Source organism: Pseudomonas sp. 18058 (assembly GCF_902706155.1).
Taxonomy (GTDB): Bacteria; Pseudomonadota; Gammaproteobacteria; order Pseudomonadales; family Pseudomonadaceae; genus Aquipseudomonas; species Aquipseudomonas rustica.
The window spans coordinates 203,203-218,412 of record NZ_CACSJY010000001.1 but is presented as its reverse complement, the minus strand read 5'-3'; the positions used below and the strand labels follow the sequence as shown (position 1 = coordinate 218,412).

The following is a 15,210-nucleotide window of genomic DNA, read 5'->3' as shown; positions in this document are numbered from 1 at the left end:
GACGGCGCCCGTCGCAATGGAAACTTGATCCCCGCAACGTCGCAAGAAATCGTTGAACAGGACACCCCGGTGATCAGAAACATTACGGACATGGATTTACGCCTGCTGCGGATTTTCGCCATCGTGGTGAAGTGCGGTGGTTTCACCGCTGCGCAAGCTGAGCTGAACATGAGTCAGTCGAACATCAGCACGCATATTTCCAGTCTGGAAAAACGTTTGGGCTACCGGATTTGCGAGCGCGGCAAGGGTGGTTTTCGCTTGACCGAAAAAGGTCAGCGGATTCTCAAGGCGTCAGCGGCGCTGTTTGGTGCGGTGGATGCCTTCCGTGATGAGGCGCAGGATTTATCCGGGCGTCTGGTGGGGGATCTGTATCTGGGGCTGGCGGACAATATCGCGACCCTGCCGACCGCGCGCATCGACGCGGCCATTGCACGGTTTTATCAGCGCGAACACGACATGCACCTGCATATCTTCGTGAACTCGCCGATAGAGCTCGAACGCGCGGTGATCGACGGGCAACTGGACGTCGCCATTTCCTATTTCAGCCGTCCGCTACCGACCTTGAATTACCAACCGCTGTACAGCGAGGAGATCGGTATCTTCTGCGGGCAGGCGCATCCGCTGTTCGCCGTCGAGGCGCCGACGCTGGAACAGCTCAAGGCCAGTGACTGGATTTGCCATGGTTTCTTGCCGGCCGATCAGGTGCTGCCCATTGCGCCGGATCGCGCCTCAGCCACCGCGCACCACATGGAGGCGGTGGCCCACGGCGTGCTCGCCGGGACGCATCTGGGCTATTTGCCTGCGCACTACGCGCGGCCATGGTTACAGAGCGGCAAGATGCGCGCGCTGCACCCGCAGACGCTGCGTTATGACGTGCAGCACAGCATGATCACCCACGTCGGGCACCCGCAAAGCGAGGCTGTGCGTGCCTTTATCGCAGATCTGCTGGCTGAGCACGGTTTGTGAGTTTTATCTCGGCAGCACGCCTTGCACGGCGTTGCGGAAGATTTGCGTGTAGTCGGCGGCACTGAGGACACAGGCGTTGGTGTCGGATGAAGAAACATCGGCCAGCGCCTGTTCGCCAACCCAATCCGCCGCGTCGGTTTCCAGACCCATCTCGCCCAGGCTGTGGGCGATCCCTAACTGCTCGCGCAGCTGCAAGACCCAATCGAGAAAACCGTCGAAATCAGGCTGCGGCAACTCCAGATAGCGGGCCAGTCGCGCGATGTCCTGGCTGATTGCCTGACGGTTGGCGACCAACACGTAGGGCAGCAGGATCGCATTCAGCAACCCGTGGTGTTTGTGATAACGCGCGCCCAGCGGATGGGCGAGGGCATGCACGCCGCCCAAACCTTTCTGAAATGCCACCGCGGCCATGGCCGAAGCGATCAACATGCCTTCGCGGGCAACCATGTTCTGGCCATCGCGATGTGCGTTGCACAAGTGCTGCTGAATCAAACGAATACCTTCCACCGCGACACCGGAAGACATCGGGTGATACAGCGGCGAACAGAAAGCTTCGATGTGATGGGTCAACGCGTCCATGCCGGTGGCGGCGGTCAGTGCGGCGGGCAGGCCACGGGTCAGCACCGGGTCGAGGATCACGCAGGCCGGCAGTAATTCCGGGTGGCTGACCACACGCTTGATGTTTTCTTCGCTGAGGGTCAACACCGCTTCGCGACCAAGCTCCGAACCCGTGCCCGCCGTGGTGGGCAGCGCGATCAGACGTGGCAGATCGAGGTGCGGAAAGTCGGCCAATGTTGGATAGCTGGCTATGACATTCGACCATTGATATTGCTCGAGGCCTTGAGCATCGACGGATGCCAGGCTGATGCCCTTGGCGGCGTCCATCGCGCTGCCGCCGCCCAGAGCAATCAGCGAATCATGCCGGCCAGCCTTGAAAGCGGCCACGCCTCGGGCGACGTCATTCAGGCTCGGGTTGCTGTCGATGTCGCTGAACACCGCGAAGGCAATATCGGCGTGCTGCAAATGCGCTTTGATCAGCGCCATAGGTTCCAGCGCGAGCATCCCCGGATCGGTGACCAGCAGCGGAGTGCGCATTCCCAACAGTTTGCAGCGTTCGGCCAACACATCCAGCGCGCCGGGCCCGCAGAAAATTTCGGTGGGGTAATTCCAGTAATGAAGAGAAGACATCTGAACTCCAGATTCGCGGGGCGCAAGGGCCCCGCATGACAAGGCGGGGGGTTATTCGGTGCGCAGTTGCAGGCTGCTGCGCAGATAAGGCTTGGCGCGGAACAGGTAGATCAGGCCCAGCAGCGCGAGGATCGAGAACACCAGAATCACCGCCCACACCTGAAACCATGGCGCACCCGGCGGCGCCAGCGACTCCCGTGGCCAAGCGACGTTGATGCTTTCAAACACCAGCCAGAAGAACGCCGCAAGATTGACCGGCAGACCCCAGCGACCAAGGCTGAAAGTCCCGGGTTCGGGTTTCCATTGGCCGCGCAGACGAGCTAGCAGGGCGCAGCTGACGACAATCAGGAACACCATGAAAAAGCCGCCGCTGCCGAAGGCGATCAACGTGCCAACCGCCGTTGCGTTGAGGCCGAGCGCCAGACCGAGACTGGCGAAACAGGTGCTGAAAACCATCGCCGCGAAAGGCACTTTGCGCTTGTCGACTTTGCGCAACAAGGCCGACGCCGGGAGCATCGAGTCGCGGGCCATGCCGAACACGGCGCGACCGATGTAGGTCTGCACCGAGACGATGCACGCGATGAACGCCACCAACACGATGCCCACGAAAGGTCGTTCCGACCAGCTACCGAAGGCATCAACGACAGCAGGTGTCACCGGGTCGACGATTTGCCCGGAGACCATGCCTGCGGTGTCGGTAAACGAGAGCGTCACGGCGAATGCGGTGAGCATCACGGTGAGGCCGACCAGAATCATCGAACGCAAAATCGCCCGCGGCGTCGACGTCCGCGCATCGGCAGTTTCTTCGGACACTTGCGAGCAGGCGTCGAACCCGAGGAAGGCCCAGCCACCGACCGCCATCGCCGTCAGAAATCCTGGCAGGTACGAGCCGTCGCCACCCTGACTGGAGGTCAGTCCTTCAAACACCAGCGACAGCGAATGGTTACGGAAGAACAACAGCAACAACACGCCGATGCCGATGGAGGCGATCGCCTCGGCAATGATCCCGGCGTTGACGAAGTACTTCAGCGGGTTGATGCCGAACAGGTTCACCCCCAAACCGAGCAGCAACAGCACGGCGCCGCTGAACACTTGGGCATTCGCCGATGGCGGCGCGCCGGTAAAAAACAGCCACAACCAGAAACCGCCCAAGTAAGCGACAGTGGTCAAGGAAGCCAATGCCGAGGCCAGATACATGAACCCGGTGAACCACGCCCAGCGATCGCCCGCCAGTCGCCGAACCCATTGATAGCAACCGCCGGCGAGCGGGTATTGCGAGGCCAGTTCGGCATACACCAGCGCCACCAGAAACTGCAGCGCCAGGCACAGCGGAACGATCCAGACCCAGGACGGCCCGGCGTTCATCGCGCCCAATGACATCACCGAATAAATGCCCACCACCGGCGAAACGGTAGCGAACCCGACAGAAAATGAAGACCACAATGACAGACCGCGATGCAGTTCCTGGGCATAGCCTTGGCTGTGCAGCAACGATTCGTCGGCGTTTGGGCGGGAAAGAGGCGAGGTCATTGTCGGCCTCCCAGTGAAGCGCTGGCGCTGGAGAGCGCGCAATGACAGGCACGGCAGCGTGCGAGCAGGGCGGACATAAGAAATTCCTTGGTCGGCAGACACATTATTTTTAGGATCGCCTTGTCTCAGGCGTACCGACGAAACGGCCTCCTTCATGAGGAGTGAAGGGAGCTTAAGCCAGGCAAACATCGATAAAAATTCATATGTTTGTAGGCTGGGTTCTGGAATTTCATATGTTTGGAGAAGGGAGCAGAGAAGAACGGCTGACCGTGATCAGCCGTCGTTGATTGGCAAAGCGCAGGCTAGCCCCATTGCGCTCTGGAAAGCCCATAGCATTTGCACATCGCAGGCACTCCAGACAGATCCAGTTCGGCGTCATACAAATGCGTTGCGCCCAGCTTGAGCATGGCGTTTTGCGAACGAAGATTATTAGGCGCGACGTGGAAGTAGACGATGTCATACGCCTTGAACGCATGCTCCAGCATCAATCGCTTAAGCTCGCGATTGGCCGGCCCGCCCCATTTCGCCCGCGTCAGAAAGGTGTAACCGATGGCGATTGCGTCAGGCTGGTCGGGCGGCGAGTAGTAGCTCGACATGCCGACGATCTGCCCGGAGGCCATCTCGATCACGGCGAGGGCTTTGCCGCTGGCCAGGCGCGCGGCGAAGTAGGGCGCGAAGACCTGTCGTTGATAGCGATCCGTGGCCGGGTGGCCGGCCCAGATCAGCGGGTCACTCGCCGCCAGCAGCATGCCTTCAAAATCACTGTCGGCGAGTGGTCGCAGTTGCAGCGTATTGCCGCTTAAATCGGGTTGGTTATCAAAGTCGCGCACTGGACGGGTTTCCTTGTCAGGTGAGTCCTGAGAAAGAAACCAGTCTAGGGCGCAGGCTGATCAAGGAAAGATCCAATGGATCGGTATTTCAGGGAGCCATCGTTAAATGCTCCGGGATTACCAGACCGTCAGAGCGAAAACCGCGCCACCACCCGACTCAGTTCCGTCGCCATTTTCGACAACTCGTTGCTTGCGACCGAGATTTGCTCGGCAGCACTGGTGCTTTGCATCGACAGGTTTCGGATGGTGATCAAATTCTGATCCACCGATTTCGCCACGCACGCTTGCTGTTCGGACGCGGCGGCGATCAGACAATTGCGCTCATTGATCTCTGAGACCGCGTGAGTAATCTCCGAGATTTCCTGTCCCGCTTCACGTGCGATCGCCAGTGCGGCGATCGCGCCGTTGTTGGTTTCATGCATCGACGACACTGCTTTTTCTGACCCGGCCTGGACACTGCCGATCATTTGCTCGACTTCCAGCGTCGACACTTGAGTGCGATGCGCCAGTGCCCGCACCTCATCGGCCACCACCGCGAAGCCGCGCCCTTGTTCACCCGCTCGCGCGGCTTCGATGGCCGCATTCAATGCCAGTAAATTGGTTTGTTCGGCAATGGCATGAATGACATCCAGTACTTTGGCAATGCCTTGGGTTTGCGTGGCGAAATGCTGGATTTGCACGCTGGTGCTCTCCACGGCGCAACTGAGGTTTTCAATCGAGGTGATGGTTTCGGCAACGCGTTCGAGGCCACGGTGGGCGGAGCTTTCGGATTGTTGAGTCGAGTGTGACGCGGCCACGGCATTGCGCGCGACTTCTTCAACCGCTGTGGTCATTTGGTTAACGGCGGTCGCCGCCTGCTCGGTTTCAACACGTTGCTGCTGGATGCCTTCGTTGGATTCTCGAGTGATCGCGTTCATCTCTTCGGCCGAAGACGCCAGCACGGAGGACGACTCCGCGATGCGGTGGATGGTGTCTTTGAGGTTGCAAAGCATCATCGCCGTCGCAGTTTGCAGTTCGCTCAATTCATCTTTACCGGTGACCGCAACCGTGCCGCGCAAGTCGCCTGAAGAGATCTTCTGCGTGGCGAGCAGCAGTTGGCGCAGGGGCGTGACCAGGCTTTTAGTAAAGAAAACCGTGATGACCAAGGCCAAGGTCAGGGCCACGCCGATGATGACAACCGTCGTCGTGTAACCGTGCTCCGCCGAATGCCGAGACACGGCGGTGGAGTGTTCAGTTTCGCTGATCATGAAACTGTTGAGTTTGTCAGCAGACGACAGTACTGCTAACGCGGCCGGGGCACTGACCAAGTTGATGTAATGGCGATAAATCTCTAATGGCGTCGTTTTGTCCATCGCCAGAATAACGTCGACTATTTCAAAGTAGGTATTAACATTGGCTTCCACGGATTCGAAAATCTTGCGTTCTTCCGGGCTGTTGACCAGTTTCTCGTATCCTTTGACACTGTCGAGTAACTCTTCTTTTTGTACGCGGAGTTTTCCACCGAGTACTTCTTTTTCATTTTTGTCGCTAAGTGCATAAGTCAGAATCCCGACACGCATCTTATACGCGGCAAATTCGATCATATCGGCTTGCTTGATGCCGGGGATGGCATCGCTGGCCAGGCTGTCTATGCCGTCCTGCAACTCGTCTGTCGTCCACAAAGACTGGGCTCCCAATCCGATCAGCAGTAAGCACAGCAAGCCGAAGCTGAGTAAGGTTCGAGGCAAAAGCTTGATGTTTCTTATCATTGCATTCTCCAATAAATATCAATGGGTTTACCAAGCCTTAAATGGTTGGCGGGAGCAATCAGGCGTTCCTGAAAACCCATGAAATTCAGTATTCCGTTAATTGAATTGATCAACACAAGCAGGGCTTTAAACAAAACGTCTGGAACCTTGTCAGGCGTGTTGAAACTTGATCTGGATCAAGTTGTGCGGTTTGGCCCATGCCTAGGCTGATGACAGGAAAGTAAGAACGCCGACCGGGTGGCTGAACTCGGGTTAATCATTTAACGAGGCAATGCCTATGATTCGCGAAGTTGAGGGCGATATTTTATTGAGCGACGCCCAGGTGATTGCGCATGGCATCGCGCCCCAGGATCCGTTTGATTCCGGGCTGGCGCTCGCCTTGCGTGAACGCTGGCCGTCGCTGGTCGTTGATTACCGTCACGCCGCTCACGCCAAGGCCCATAAGCCGGGAGAGATCTGGTGCTGGGCCGGTGTTGATGAGCAGGGTCAGGTGCGCTGTATCGTTAACTTGCTGACGCAGGATTCCCTGCATTCGGGGCATGCAGCCAAACCCGGCAAAGCCACGTTGAAAAACGTCAGCCACGCATTGCGCGATCTGGCGAAATACATCGTCAGTGAAAACATCAGAAGTGTCGCGTTGCCGCGCTTGGCAACGGGGGTGGGCGCGCTGGACTGGAGCGAGGTCAAACCGCTGATTGCAAAGTATCTGGGGGATTTGAACGTCGACGTCATTGTTTACAAGGAATACCACAAAGGCGTGAAAGCGCCGGAACAGCTCGGTCAGGCGTAGCGCGCTCAGTCTTTCGCTGCCTCCCTGCAAAAGGACTTTTTGCAGGGAGCAGAGCAGGGCTTGCGGCGTGTTGGAATATCTTTGGTCTTTTAAGGAAATACGATGGTCGACGTGATCACGCCCACTACCGGCAATGGCTCCGCTGCAAAAACTCTTCGCCGGGCGCCGCGTCCTCGGCGTAGTCAGGCCGGTGACGTTGCCCCCACACAAAGTGCTGCGCGACTGGAGCGCTTTGTTGTCGAGGAAGAGACTCAGGCGCGGCAGGCAGCAACCGAGGCCGCGGTGCAGGACATTCTGCAAAAAATCCCCGAGGGTGATACCGACGGGCTGATTAAAACCCTGTGCACATTGATGGCGGGGCTGCCTCCCGACGATGCGGTGGTGTTGCGCAACGTACTGGTCAGTGAGGAAAACCGTTTGCTGGCCGATCAACGACTGCTGCATCCGGACGATCAATTGGCGCCTGACTGGCGCAAGGGTGGATATCCCTATAAAAACTTGCTGTCGCGGCGCAGTTACGAGCGTGAGAAATATCGTCTGCAAGTTGAGCTGCTCAAGTTGCAGGCCTGGGTCAAGGAGACCGGGCAGAAAATAGTGGTGTTGTTTGAAGGTCGCGATGCGGCCGGCAAGGGTGGCTCGATCAAACGGTTCATGGAGCATTTGAATCCACGCGGTGCACGGATTGTCGCGCTGGAGAAACCCAGCGAAGTCGAGCGCGGCCAATGGTACTTCCAGCGCTATGTAAAACACTTGCCGACGGCGGGCGAGATCGTGATGTTTGACCGCAGCTGGTACAACCGCGCCGGCGTCGAGCGCGTCATGGGTTTTTGCTCTGACGATGAATACCTCGAGTTTATTCGTCAGGCCCCCGAGTTCGAACGGATGTTGGCGCGCAACAACGTTCACTTGATCAAATTCTGGTTTTCGGTCAGTCGGGAAGAACAGCGTCGGCGTTTTGCGGAGCGCGAAAAACATCCGCTCAAACAGTGGAAGCTCAGCCCCATCGATCTGGCTTCGCTGGACAAGTGGGATGACTACACGAGAGCCAAAGAGGGCATGTTCACGCACACCGATACGGTCGATGCGCCATGGACGGTGATCAAGTCCAACTGCAAAAAACGCGCACGGCTCAGCGCCATGCGTTACGTGCTGCACAAGTTGCCGTACGCGGGCAAAGACTTGAAGAATATTGGTTCGCTTGATCCGTTGGTCGTGGGGCGTGCCAATGTTGTTTACGAACAGGGTGAACGTGGATTGCCGATCTCGTTGTAATCGACTCGGCTAACGGTGGCGTACCGAGTTCACCGCTTCATTCGTGGCGGCGGTGTTCTCGGTACGTGAGCGACCGGCTTAACGCTCGTAACGATTGCCCGGCCGCTGCAATCCCAGATGATCACGCAGCGTGCTGCCGCTGTACTCAGTGCGGAACAACCCGCGCTGTTGCAGCAACGGCACCACGCCGTCAACGAAGTCATCCAGACCTTCCGGCAGGAACGGCGGCATGATGTTGAAGCCGTCAGCAGCCTGGCCGACGAACCATTCTTCAAGGGTGTCGGCGATGGTTTTCGGCGTGCCGATCACGGTGTGATGGCCACGCGCGCCGGCGACTTTCAGGTACAACTGGCGAATTGTCAGGTTTTCCCGGCGCGCCAGATCGATGAACAACGCCTGACGGCTCTGCATCGAATTGCTTTGCGGCAGCTCTGGCAACGGGCCGTCCAGATCATATTCCGACAGGTCGAAACCACCGGCCATGCCCGCGAGCATCGCCAGTCCAACCCGTGGCTCGACCAGATCCTGCAACTGTTGGTATTTGTCTTCCGCTTCACTTTGCGTGCGGCCAATCACCGGCGAAATCCCCGGCATGACTTTCAACTGCTCAGGACGGCGGCCGTAGCCGGCGAGGCGACCTTTGACGTCGGCGTAAAAGGCTTGGGCGTTGCTCAGGGTCTGTTGTGCGGTGAACACCACTTCAGCGGTGCGCGCGGCCAAGGCCTTGCCCGGTTCCGAGGAGCCGGCCTGAATCAGCACCGGGTAGCCCTGTGGCGTGCGCGGAATGTTCAGCGGCCCGCGCACCCGGTAGTTTTCGCCGTGGTGATTGAGTACATGCAGTTTGTCCGGCTGGAAAAACACGCCGCTGGATTTATCGCGGATGAAAGCGTCGTCTTCGAAACTGTCCCACAGGCCGGTGACAACATCGATGAATTCTTCAGCGCGCTGATAACGGTCGCCGTGTTCGAAATGCTTGTCGCGGCCAAAATTCAGCGCCTCCAGGTCGGTCGCCGAGGTCACCAGATTCCAGCCACTGCGCCCGCCGCTCAAGTGATCGAGGGAGGCGAACTTGCGCGCCAGTAAATAGGGTTCGTTGTAGCTGGTAGAGACCGTCGACACCAGGCCGATGCGCTCGGTCACCGCTGCCAGACCCGAGAGCAGCACCAGTGGATCGAAGACATCGCCAGCGGTGGTGAACTGGCCCAGTTCCGGCGAGCCCATCAAGGCCAGGTTGTCGGCGAAAAATATCGCATCGAACTTGCCGCGCTCGGCGGTGGTGGCGAGGTTTTTGAAGTGCTGGAAATCCAGTCCGCCGCCGGCCCAGGCACGCGGATGGCGCCAGGCGGCGAGGTGGTGGCCGCTGCTCATGAGAAACGCGCCCAGGCTCATTTTTGCTGTTGTCATAGTGTCCTCAGAAGTCATAGCGCAAGGTCAGGCCGGCAGTGCGCGGCTGGCCTGGCGAGGCGGTGTAAAGACCGTTGGAACCACTGCCAACAGCCAGGTAATACTCACGATCGAAGGCGTTTTTCACCCACAGCGAGGCGTCCAGCAAACCGTCGCCGTAGTCCATGCGCGCGCCGACCGAGAAGTTGGCGAGGCCGTAGCCGTCGATCTTCGCCAGGTCGGAGTTGTCGAGGGTGCCTTCGCTCTCGGAGCGATAGGCATAGCTGCCGGTGGCGTAAGGTTCGATGCGGTCAATGCGCGGCCACTTGTATTCGCCGTTGATGTTGCCGATCCAGCGCGAGGCGCCGGCCACACGCTGGCCGCTGAGGTCGCAGTTGGTCTGGCCGGGGTTTTCCGAGGGGCAGGGCGCGTCTTTGAACGACAGATAGGTGACGTCGTTGAACGAGCCGTTGACGTTCAACGTCAGTCCGCGAACCGGCACGGTGGTGGCCTCAAATTCGAGTCCACGAGAGCGCACGGTGCCGGCGTTGGTCAGCAATTGGTAACCGGTCAACGAGCCCGGCGGCTGGTAGTAAGTGGTGGCTTGATAGCCGTTCACGCCCGTCCAGAATACGTTCGCGTTGAGTTGCAAGCGCTGGTCGAACAGCTGACTTTTGATCCCCAGTTCCGCATCGTTCGCCCGCTCCGGGCCGACCAGCAGCGACTCTGCGCCAGCGCTCGGAGCCGAGCCGACCGCGAGGTTGACGCCGCCGGATTTCTCACCGTGGGACAACGAGGTGTAGCCCAACACATCGTCGCTGAAGTGGTAGCTCAAACTGGCCAGAAACGACGGTGCGGCGTTGTACAGGTGCAAGTCACCGGTGTCGTAGGCGCCGACCTGGCCGGCACGGATCGCGTTGCCGTCGACCACGCCCGGGATCACCACTGGCGTGCCGCCACCCACAGGGGCGAAGCGCTTGACGTTGGCTTCTTTTTCTTCATAGGTGCCACGGATGCCGGCGCTAAAATCGAGGCGCTGGGTCAGGTGCCAGGTGCCTTGGGCAAACAGCGCGTAGCTCTCGGTGTCGATCTTGCCGTTGACCTTGCTGCTGACGTTGTTCAGCGCATTGAGATTGGCGCCGATCAGGTTGAGATCCGCCAGCGGCCCGAGGTCGGTGAAGATGCGGTTGCCGAGGTCTTGCTTGAACGCGTAGGCGCCAACCACGTAATCAAAGAACTCGCCTTTAGGCGAAGCCAGACGCACTTCCTGCGAGAACTGCCGGTCGTGGACTTCGTAGCCGAAGTCGTTGATCACCGGGACTTCCAGTTGGTCGGCGTCGTTGGCCGGGTTGAAGTGCCAGCTGCGATAAGCACTGATCGAGGTCAGCGTGTAGCCGCCGGCCAAGTTCCAGTTGGCTTCAACGGAACTCGCATTCTGGTGCACGCTGACGTTCTGGCGGCCATCGATGTTGCTCTCGCCCACCTGCGGATTCGCGCCAACGAGTGCCGCGCGGCGCCAAAACACGGGCCCCGCGCCGTAAATCACGCTGCTGCCGCTGCTGGAGTTTTCGCTGTTGTATTCGTTGATCCAGCGCAGGCTGAAATCGTCGTTGGGTTTGAACAGCAATTGCCCACGCAAGCCTTCGCGCTCACCGCCGAGTAGTGTGCGATCGTCGTGGCGATTGTTCAGGTAGCCGTCATCGCGGGTGCGATAGAACGACAGTCGCCCGGCGAGGGTGTCGGTCAACGGCCCGGACACTGTGCCTTTGCCTTGAAAGTAGCCGTCCTGCCCACCCGACACTTCGAGGCTGCGCTCGGGGGTGAACGTCGGGCCACGGGTGGTGATGTTGAGCACGCCCGCCGTGGTGTTTTTGCCGAACAACGTGCCTTGCGGCCCGCGCAGCAATTCCAGTTGCTCGACGTCGAGCATGTCAAACGCGGCCATGCCGGGACGGCCGAGATAGACGTTATCCAGGTAAATCCCGGCGCTGCCTTCGAGGCCATCGCTGGCCGGGTTGTTGCCGATCCCGCGCACGGCAAAACTGGAAACCCGCGCATGGACATAAGCGACGTTAACGCTCGGCAAGGCCTGTTGCAGATCCTGAATCTTGTAGATGCGCTGGGTTTCCAGGTTGGCGCCGCTAAGGGTGGTGATCGGCGTCGGTACGTCTTGCGACTGTTCTTCGCGACGGCGCGCGGTCACGGTGACCTGTTCAAGCCTTGGTGCTGAGTTATCGGCTTGAGTTGCCGTCGGTGTGGACGCTTCGGGCTCATCGGCGGCGAAGCTCTGGGTCGAGCAGAGGACACCGGGCAGCGCCAGCCATAAGGAAAAGCTCAGGGGCTTGAGGCGATGGGCCGTGGTGGCCGAGTAACGTAAAAGCATGGACGCAGAGCTCCTTTTTTTGCCGCGCGACGCAATCGGTCGGGCTCGGTAGGAGTGCCATGCTAGAGCGTGTGAAGGAGAGAAAAGGGGCCTGCGCGGACAACCTATGGTCCGCCGCAGACAAGTGACTCAAACCGCGATCGACAGTGCTTGCTCAGCCGCGAAAACAGTGGGCCGTGGCACGTAACGTTGAGGTTGCAACGGCACATCATCACGCCGCCATTTGCCCGGACTTTCGCCGGTCCAGCGACGGAACGCGCGATTGAAACTGCTCGGCTCATTGAAGCCCAGTCGATAGCAGATTTCGTTGATTGAACAGTCGGTCTGGCGCAGGTAACTGAACGCCAGTTGTCGCCGGCAATCGTCGAGCAACGCCTTGAAACTGCTGTCGTGTTTGAGCAAGTGCCGATGCAGATTGCGCACGCTCATGCCGAGCTCGTCGGCGACACGACTTTGCTGAACTTCACCCAGAGGCAAGTAACGAATAATCGCCGCGCGAACCCGCTCCGGCAGATTAAGGCGTCGTTGCCGTTCGAGGTAGTCGTTGAGCACGCCGTCGAGTCCTTGGGCCACGGCGTGATTGGCCGTGGTCAGCGGCGCATCCAGCCAGCGGTTGCTGTATTCGATGGCATTTTCGCCGGCGTCGAAGCGGATCGGGCAACCGAGCAAACGTGTCCAGCGCAGCGGATCTTGCGGGGCAGGGCGGGCCAGGCGCACGCCGTGCACGATCGGCAAATCCACCCAGGTTTGCCGGGTGAAGCGCACCGCGCAGGCAATCGACGCTTCGGTGGCGATCTGCTCCACCTCGGCGCCGTCGGCCACGCCGTAAACCATGCGCGTGGTGTGTGGCCCGCGCACCAGACTCATTGCCGCCGACGTGGTGATCACCGGGGCGTAACGCACACCCCGTTGCAACGCTTCAATCACCGTCGAACTGCTTTGCGCGGCGAAAAACAACCCGTGAAAGTCGGTCGGATAACTGTGCTGCGCCACTTGCAGGCCGAAGCATTCGTCAGCACTGATGCGCCGCGCCGCCCGCCAGAATGCGCTCATGGCGGGGAGGGCGATGCGCTGATCAGGGTCATGCAGATGACAACGGCTGATACCGGCCTCGCTCAGCAGCGGGGCGGCGTCGATGCCCTGTGCTTCCAGCGTGCGGGCGATGACTTGGGCCCAGGTGGCAATGGTATCGGTGCTTGGCATGGTGGTTCTCCGGCGTGTTCGGTTATCCGTCCTCGGGGTGATTCAGGCAAGGCCTTCGGCGGCCAAGGTCTGCACCACTGATTCCCGCGCGCGGAAGCGACCGAGTGCGGCCTGCAGCGCAGGGAAATCGTTGAGCACACCGACGCGGGCGCTCCAGCTGAGGAAGACGCCGAGGTAGGCGTCCGCCACGGTGAAACGATCACCGACCAGATACTCGGTTTGCGCCAGTCGTGCTTCGATCGGTTTCAGTGCGTTGCTCAGTTGTTCCAGCGCACGCTGGCGAATGCCGGGGAATGCGCTTTCGTCAGCGCTGTAACGCTCTGGGCGATTGATCGGGCGAAACGCGCCAACGTGTACTTCCGTCGCCACGTAACCGAGCCAGCCTTGAATCTGCGCGCGCTCGACTGAACCTGCCGGTGCGAACAATTCTGTGCCGGGTTTGAGGTCGGCGAGGTACGGCAGGATCGCGGTGTTTTCGGTGAGCAGCGTCTGGTTATCCAGCAACAGCGCCGGTACACGGCCGGTCGGGTTGATCTGGCGGTACGGCGAGTTCGGGTCGCCGAGGGTCACGCGCTCGACGCTGATGGGCAGTTGCAATTCGTGGATCACGACATGGGCAGCGAACGAGCAGGCACCGGGGAAAATGAACAACGTGGTCATGGAGAGTCCTTGTTTTAGCGGCTGGCTTGTGGGGTTTGCGAAGCGGAGTCGGTCGGTTGCAGGGCTGCCTCGATGAAGCGCGGCTCGGCCCAGGTTTTCACTTCAAAACCTTTGCGGATCAGTTTCGCCTTGAGCGCCAGATCGACGCTGCGCTGCAAGTTGTCGAGGAACGGCGCGTCGAGCTGCGGGGCGAAAATCTTTACCAGCGATTGGTCTTTGGCATCGGTGGTGAGGATGTCTGCCGGGAAGCTGGCGAGTTTTGAAACCAGGTTGATGTAGTCCTGTTTGTGGTCGTCGTTGCGCAGCCAGGTGATGGCGGGTTGTTGCGCCTTGATCAGGCGCGCGACCAGTTCCGGGTGTGCGTCGACAAAGGCGCCACGGCCCAACAGCACGGCTTGCATGCTGCCGGCGCCATCGAGGTCGACGGTGGTCAGCGGCAATTCAGCGAGGCCGCGTGCCTTCAGCGCAATCACGCCGGCACCCGACCAGGTTGCGTCGATTTGCCTGGCGGCGAGTGCTGCGTTGGCGGCGTTGTAGTCGAGGTTGACGACTTTGTAGTCGCTCTCTTTCAAGCCTTGGTGCGCGAGTGCCGAGGCAAACGAAAGTTGCGTGGCGGTGCCTCGGAAGATAGCGACGCGTTTGCCTTTCAGCGCTTCGAGGGTGGTGATGCCGGAGCCCGGCTGTACGGCGAGATAGAGTTTGACGTCACGGGCCGTCACACTGAGCAAACGCGTGTCGAGGCCACCGGCCTTGCCGATGATCGCCGGCAAGTCGCCGAGGTAAGCGAAGTCTTCCTGGTTGTTGGCCAAGGCCTCATTGATCGCCGGCCCCGCTCCTTTGAAGAAGTCCCAACGGATCTTGATGCCGTCCTTTTCGAACTCCTTTTCCAGGGTTTGTCGGTCGCGTAACACATCGACAATCCCGGCGCCGCTGGGTGTCGGCCCGGCGCTGATGTCAGGCACGGCGATACGGATTTCCTTGACCGTATCGGCCAGCGTCAGACTGGAAACGAGTAAAGCGGCGAGGGTAAGCGCGGCTTTCGGAAGGGAAATTCTGCTAAACGACGTCGTTCGACTCACACGGATGCTCCTGCAAATTCCAGCGAGGTGCCGGATCGAAGGCGCAGGTATAGCGGCGTACACACGCAGAAATAAAATAATTAAAAATGTGCTGGTTAGTCGCTTTGGGCATATGAGCGACAGCGCATAGCTTGGGGCAGCAATGCCTTTCAGGCATAAAAACTATGCCGAGCCAAAT

At 59.6% G+C, this 15,210-nt stretch carries 11 protein-coding genes and 2 pseudogenes; 3 read left to right on the top strand and 10 right to left on the bottom strand.

Features of this window, described 5'->3' with window-relative positions; genetic code table 11:
* Positions 1 to 69: 69 nt before the first annotated feature.
* Complete coding sequence (locus GVL50_RS00940; RefSeq protein ID WP_053120439.1) at positions 70 to 966, top strand: LysR family transcriptional regulator; 897 nt, start codon at positions 70 to 72, stop codon at positions 964 to 966.
* 3 nt (positions 967 to 969) lie between these two features.
* Here the strand turns inward: GVL50_RS00940 and GVL50_RS00935 are convergent, their stop codons facing one another.
* From GVL50_RS00935 to GVL50_RS29320, 5 genes and pseudogenes are all read right to left on the bottom strand, one after another.
* A complete protein-coding gene (locus GVL50_RS00935; RefSeq protein ID WP_159811426.1) occupies positions 970 to 2,154 on the bottom strand; it encodes an iron-containing alcohol dehydrogenase in 1,185 nt (394 codons plus the stop codon).
* Between the two features lie 51 nt (positions 2,155 to 2,205).
* Positions 2,206 to 3,684: an APC family permease gene (locus GVL50_RS00930; protein ID WP_159811425.1), complete on the bottom strand. Its 1,479-nt coding sequence runs from the start codon at positions 3,682 to 3,684 to the stop codon at positions 2,206 to 2,208.
* 302 nt (positions 3,685 to 3,986) lie between these two features.
* On the bottom strand, positions 3,987 to 4,514 hold the full coding sequence (locus tag GVL50_RS00925; RefSeq protein WP_159811424.1) for a GNAT family N-acetyltransferase: 528 nt from the start codon (positions 4,512 to 4,514) through the stop codon (positions 3,987 to 3,989).
* Between the two features lie 128 nt (positions 4,515 to 4,642).
* A pseudogene (locus tag GVL50_RS29325) lies at positions 4,643 to 5,239 on the bottom strand (methyl-accepting chemotaxis protein); the annotation flags it as partial.
* 291 nt (positions 5,240 to 5,530) lie between these two features.
* Positions 5,531 to 6,262 (bottom strand): annotated as a pseudogene (locus GVL50_RS29320) (MCP four helix bundle domain-containing protein); the annotation flags it as partial.
* A gap of 277 nt (positions 6,263 to 6,539) precedes the next feature.
* On the opposite strand from GVL50_RS29320, the gene GVL50_RS00915 reads away from it, so the two are divergent.
* Entirely contained in the window at positions 6,540 to 7,052 is a 513-nt protein-coding gene (locus GVL50_RS00915; protein WP_159811422.1) for a macro domain-containing protein, read from the top strand.
* A 102-nt stretch (positions 7,053 to 7,154) separates the two neighbouring features.
* Positions 7,155 to 8,324 carry a polyphosphate kinase 2 gene (gene ppk2 / locus GVL50_RS00910; protein WP_159811421.1) on the top strand — a complete coding sequence of 390 codons (1,170 nt, stop codon included), beginning with the start codon at positions 7,155 to 7,157 and terminating at the stop codon, positions 8,322 to 8,324.
* 78 nt (positions 8,325 to 8,402) lie between these two features.
* On the opposite strand, the gene GVL50_RS00905 is transcribed toward ppk2, so the two are convergent.
* The 5 genes from GVL50_RS00905 to GVL50_RS00885 form a co-directional block, all read right to left on the bottom strand.
* A complete protein-coding gene (locus GVL50_RS00905) occupies positions 8,403 to 9,728 on the bottom strand; it encodes an LLM class flavin-dependent oxidoreductase (RefSeq protein ID WP_159811420.1) in 1,326 nt (441 codons plus the stop codon).
* A 7-nt stretch (positions 9,729 to 9,735) separates the two neighbouring features.
* Positions 9,736 to 12,090, bottom strand: coding sequence for a TonB-dependent receptor (locus GVL50_RS00900; RefSeq protein WP_159811419.1), 2,355 nt, complete (start codon positions 12,088 to 12,090; stop codon positions 9,736 to 9,738).
* Between the two features lie 129 nt (positions 12,091 to 12,219).
* Positions 12,220 to 13,293 carry an AraC family transcriptional regulator gene (locus tag GVL50_RS00895; protein ID WP_159811418.1) on the bottom strand — a complete coding sequence of 358 codons (1,074 nt, stop codon included), beginning with the start codon at positions 13,291 to 13,293 and terminating at the stop codon, positions 12,220 to 12,222.
* Positions 13,294 to 13,335: 42 nt separating this feature from the next.
* Entirely contained in the window at positions 13,336 to 13,953 is a 618-nt protein-coding gene (locus tag GVL50_RS00890; protein ID WP_159811417.1) for a glutathione S-transferase C-terminal domain-containing protein, read from the bottom strand.
* Positions 13,954 to 13,967: 14 nt separating this feature from the next.
* Positions 13,968 to 15,005 carry an ABC transporter substrate-binding protein gene (locus GVL50_RS00885; protein ID WP_371925872.1) on the bottom strand — a complete coding sequence of 346 codons (1,038 nt, stop codon included), beginning with the start codon at positions 15,003 to 15,005 and terminating at the stop codon, positions 13,968 to 13,970.
* Positions 15,006 to 15,210 lie beyond the last annotated feature (205 nt).

What these genes read in the sequence shown, in the direction of transcription:
- GVL50_RS00900 (WP_159811419.1), bottom strand. Translation starts at nt 12,090, where the DNA reads ATGCTTTTACGTTACTCGGCCACCACGGCCCATCGCCTCAAGCCCCTG.
- GVL50_RS00895 (WP_159811418.1), bottom strand. Translation starts at nt 13,293, where the DNA reads ATGCCAAGCACCGATACCATTGCCACCTGGGCCCAAGTCATCGCCCGC.
- GVL50_RS00890 (WP_159811417.1), bottom strand. Translation starts at nt 13,953, where the DNA reads ATGACCACGTTGTTCATTTTCCCCGGTGCCTGCTCGTTCGCTGCCCAT.
- GVL50_RS00935 (WP_159811426.1), bottom strand. Translation starts at nt 2,154, where the DNA reads ATGTCTTCTCTTCATTACTGGAATTACCCCACCGAAATTTTCTGCGGG.
- GVL50_RS00915 (WP_159811422.1), top strand. Translation starts at nt 6,540, where the DNA reads ATGATTCGCGAAGTTGAGGGCGATATTTTATTGAGCGACGCCCAGGTG.
- GVL50_RS00930 (WP_159811425.1), bottom strand. Translation starts at nt 3,684, where the DNA reads ATGACCTCGCCTCTTTCCCGCCCAAACGCCGACGAATCGTTGCTGCAC.
- ppk2 (WP_159811421.1), top strand. Translation starts at nt 7,155, where the DNA reads ATGGTCGACGTGATCACGCCCACTACCGGCAATGGCTCCGCTGCAAAA.
- GVL50_RS00905 (WP_159811420.1), bottom strand. Translation starts at nt 9,728, where the DNA reads ATGACAACAGCAAAAATGAGCCTGGGCGCGTTTCTCATGAGCAGCGGC.